General features: G+C 60.3%; 4 protein-coding genes. 1 reads left to right on the top strand and 3 read right to left on the bottom strand.

The features are described 5' to 3' along the window. Positions 1-13 precede the first annotated feature (13 nt). The 3 genes from gpM to M1B35_RS31695 are packed head-to-tail and all read right to left on the bottom strand — an operon-like array spanning position 14 to position 2671. Complete coding sequence (gene gpM / locus M1B35_RS31705; protein WP_268264055.1) at positions 14-736, bottom strand: phage terminase small subunit; 723 nt, start codon at positions 734-736, stop codon at positions 14-16. Beyond that, on the bottom strand, positions 733-1752 hold the full coding sequence (locus M1B35_RS31700) for a phage major capsid protein, P2 family (RefSeq protein WP_268264054.1): 1020 nt from the start codon (positions 1750-1752) through the stop codon (positions 733-735). The genes gpM and M1B35_RS31700 overlap by 4 nt, the downstream gene beginning before the upstream one ends. A 1-nt stretch (position 1753) precedes the next feature. Continuing rightward, positions 1754-2671 carry a GPO family capsid scaffolding protein gene (locus tag M1B35_RS31695; protein WP_268264053.1) on the bottom strand — a complete coding sequence of 306 codons (918 nt, stop codon included), beginning with the start codon at positions 2669-2671 and terminating at the stop codon, positions 1754-1756. A gap of 163 nt (positions 2672-2834) precedes the next feature. Here M1B35_RS31695 and M1B35_RS31690 point away from each other — a divergent pair. After that, positions 2835-4271: terminase large subunit domain-containing protein (locus M1B35_RS31690; RefSeq protein ID WP_268264052.1), on the top strand; the 1437-nt coding region annotated here is incomplete at its 3' end.

The following is a 4271-nucleotide window of genomic DNA, read 5'->3' as shown; positions in this document are numbered from 1 at the left end:
GGGGGGTAGTCGGTTATTCAGTGGCCGGAGTAGCGGCCGTTTGTTTTGCCAAGGCCTTGCGGACCTTCTCAATGCGGATGTCATTGCCGGCCTTGGCATACAGCTCGGTTGAGCGCTCCAGGTGCTTGAGCGCAACGTCGAAATTCCCCGCCTCCATGGCGCGCATACCGATCAACTTGTGATACTTGCTGGGGATCTGTTCGGTCAGCTGCCATTCGCCGTCGACAAGCGGCAGCAGGCCAGACAGGTAGGGCTCAGGGCTGCGGTCGGCCTTGTACTCGGTGTAAGCCCACTCGTAGACCGCATCCGCAACAAAGGTCTGGATATCGCGGCGTTTGAAGCGCTCAGGCATTGGCTGCCCTTGCTCGATCAGAAAGTCCGCCAGTTCCAGGGCGTCGTCGAACTGCGCGGTATCCAACAGCCAGACCATTACCTGCACCGCAACGCGATTGTGGAAACTTAGCCCCGATTCGCAGTAGCGCTGGACGTAGTCCTGGTACTTGGGCAGCAGTTCGTCGCGCTTGAGTGCCTGTTTGCTGGCCAGGTTCTTGAGCGCGCTCAGGCGCTCCAGATCCTGGTCCAGTGCCGCTTCCTGCAGCAGCAGGTGTTTGCGCGCATTGGCCGGACTGCTCAGGGCCTCGGCCGGTGAATAGGCCACCGGCGCACCTGCAGCAGCCACTACGGCGGCAACACCCAAGGCCAGGGTGCGGCGCTTGTGCGCCAGGGCCAGACTCATGCCTTCAGCTCCACGTTTTCGGTCAGCGCGAACTTCTCCAACTGCTCGATCACGTAGCCTTCGTTACGGCTGTTGTAATCCTCGACGCGGGAGCGCTTCGGATTGTCGATGGTCTGCTTACGCCAGCTGGTGCTCTGGTAGTAGATCGACAGGTTGTCCCAACTGGTGACCAGGACCGCGTTCACCGGGAAGAACGCCACAGTGAAAGCCGGCAGACCGCCATAGGTGGCGATAACCTGGGCCTCTTCAATGCGCTCTTTTTCGGTTGGGGTACTGCCCTGTTTGCTGTACAGCTTTGCCTTATCGGCGGCCAGCAGGTCGGAGCCGATAATGGCCACCAGGTCGCCGCCGTCGCGCAGACGCTCGTCCACCATTTGCTTGGTGTCGTGCACCAGGGCGTCGAGGTTGGCGTAGTCGCCGCCTTCGCCCAGGGTGACTTTGCCCGCTTCCTTGCCCTGCTTGAGCACCTGCGCCGGGATCTGCTCACGCGCCTGCTGCAGCCAGCCTTTGTTGACGTCCTGGAGCAAAGGGTACTCGTCCAGATCGGTCTGTTCTGCTGCGTGAGTGCCGTGGAAGCCGATCATGATGCGATCCAGGGCGATCTGCTTTTGAACGGCCGCCGAATACAACTGATGGAATTCCGGGAACTTGGCCCACGCATCGATCTTTGCGTACTTCAAGCTCACATCGGACTCGGTCGAGGAAAGCTCGTACTGGTTGTGGGCCAGTGAGGACGCGTCTTTCGCCTCGCGATCGGTGGTGTTGGTGTTGGTGCGGCCGGTGACCGGACCAGCAACGCCAAAGAAAATCTTCTCGCCTTTGATTTCGTCGACGCCGAGGACGTTGATACGCTCCAGGAAGTCCGACTTGGCTGTGATTGCCTCGTTCAGCTCCTGGGCAATCGACGGCTCAACACTGAACATTTTGGTGCTCAGCTCTACGCCGTAGGTTTCAGCGATCGCCAACTGCATTTGGGCGTACATTTGGGCGCCCAGGGCGCTCAGTGACTTGGCCATGTCAGAGCACCCGCTTTTTAACAGTGGTCACTGGGCCGGCATTGCGCGGCAGTTGGCGACCAGTTGGGGTGTTCTGAATCACGCTGAACTGCTTTTGCAGGCTCGACAGCGCAGCCAGCACAGCAGCGTTAGAGCCACCCTTGCGGCGGAATTCGCGCTCTTCTTCGGCAGTGGTGACGATCTGGTCTACAGCGGCGCTCACGTCATCGACCAGATCCTGGTCGGGTTCTGGTGCATCTTCAGCGGCGGGCTCGATTACGGCCTGAATGCCGGCAGCGACGACCAGCAGCTGGGCCAGCAGGGCTTTTAAAGCCGTTGCGGTAGCTTCATCCATTGGGGGTTTGCTCTCTGGGGTGGTGGGGGTGTCGGTGGCGGGCGCTTCAACGCTGAATCGCTTGAATAAGCCAGTGAGCAGCGCGGTGAGCTTGCCCAACTCGCCCTTGGGTTCCTCGTTACGGAAAGAACCCAGCTCGACCGAGGCGGCGTAGTACGCGGCGCGGTTGGTTTTGTGGGAAAAGTAGAGTTCCTGGGTGCCTGTGCTTGCGGGCTCGTCGGTCACCGCCAGGCCGGTCATGTACGCTTTGCCACGACCGCGGAAGTTCGGGAGGATCTCGACACTGGAAAAGAGTTTTTCCCCGGCATCGTTCAGGCGCAGCAGCTTGTCGTTGGGCTTCAACTGCGCTTCAAGGGCGACTTGGCCTGCCTCCAGATCCTCAGCGTTTTCGATCAGCCGAAGTGCGTACACAGTCCCGAAGGAACCGAACCAGCGCTCGTGCTCACACCAGATAACAGCGGTGTACAGCGCGGGGTCGTAGCTTTCGGCACAGTCGCGCAGTTCCTGGGGCAGGATTTCGCGGCCATCGACGGTAGGGCCGCTGGTGGCTACGCGCTTCCAATAGGAGACAAGGGAACGGGGCATGGGTGGTAACTGCGCTCAATCGGTTGAATGAGCCGCCACGATAGGGAGCCGTTTGCCCCCAAACAAACGGTTCAAATCCGCGCTTCTCCTAGATTCAGGATCTAGGAAGAAGGCGGAATTTAACCCCGCGTTTCTCGCGTTTTCGCCGCATAGACTGCGGCCCATGTACTACTCGACTGAAGTTAAAGAAGCCGCTAAACGCCTGTTTCTACGCCGCTGTAAGGCCAAGGAAATTCAGGCGCAACTCAACCTGCCTAACATCCGGATCGTCTACTACTGGATCCGCCAGGGCGGGTGGGAAGACATGCTGTCGGATGAAGAACCGCTGACCGCTGTTGGCCGTCGTATCACCTTGCTCCTGGACAAAGTGGGCAGCCTGTCAAAGGACGACCTAAACGAGCTGGACCGGCTGACGGCGGTGCGTGAGCGACTGCTGAAACAAGCGGCCAAGCCCACGCCGGTGGCAGCGGTCGACGATGACCAGGGCGAGCGCCAGGAGCCCCGCCAGCGCTCCCGTGGGGATCGTTCAGGCCGTAGCGAAGGTGGCGGCAAGAAGAAGGAGAAGAAGGCCAAGAACGACATCAGCGGCCTGACCGAAATCGACTTCCTGGATAAGTTCATCTCCAAGATGTACCGCTATCAGCAGGAGCTGTTTGCCGCTAAGCAAAACCCGCTGACTTGCCGGATCCGGAACATTCTCAAAAGCCGCCAGGTGGGCCTGACCTACTACTTCGCCGGCGAGGCGTTCATGGACGCCGTGTTGAGCGGCGATAACCAGGTGTTCCTGTCGGCCAGCCGATCGCAGTCGGAGATCTTCCGCAGCTACATCATCCAGTTTGCCAGGCAGTGGTTCGATATCGAGCTGACCGGCAACCCGATTGTGCTCAGCAACGGCGCCGAACTGCGTTTCCTGTCCACCAACAGCAGCACGGCCCAGGGCTACCACGGCCACGTCTACGTCGACGAATACTTCTGGATCCGCGACTTCGAGAAGCTCAGCACCGTGGCCAGCGCCATGGGCACCCACAAGAAATGGCGCAAAACCTATTTCTCGACGCCCAGCGCGGTGTCGCACCAGGCGTACCCGTTCTGGTCCGGTGAAGAGTTCCGCAACAGCAAGCGCGGGAAAAAGGCCGGCGGCACCTGGCCGGCGGAATCGGCTTACACCCAGGGCGCGCTGTGCCCGGACGGTCAATGGCGCAAGACCATCACCATCCAGGATGCGATCGACGGCGGCTGCGATCTGTTCGATCTGGAGCAACTGCTGCTGGAGTACGACGAGGACAAGTTCCAGCAGCTGTTCTACTGCAAGTTCATCGACAGCACGCAGAGCGCGTTCGGCCTCAAGGACCTGGAGCGTTGCTATTCCGATCTGTCGTTGTGGGAGGACTACGACCCCGAACTGGACCGACCTTTCGGCAACAGCCCGGTCTGGATCGGCTACGACCCAAGCCGCACTCGCGACGACGCCACCTGTGTGGTCGTTGCTCCGCCGCTGGAGCCTGGCGCGAAGTTCCGGATCTTGGAAAAGCACAGCTGGCGGGGCCAGTCCTTCAAGTACCAGGCCGACCAGGTCAAAAAGCTCACAGAGCGCTTCAAC

Origin of the sequence: Pseudomonas morbosilactucae, assembly GCF_023241665.1 — a bacterium.
GTDB lineage: Bacteria > Pseudomonadota > Gammaproteobacteria > Pseudomonadales > Pseudomonadaceae > Aquipseudomonas > Aquipseudomonas morbosilactucae.
Note: the sequence above shows the minus strand (reverse complement) of the source record. Positions and strands in the feature narration are given on the sequence as shown.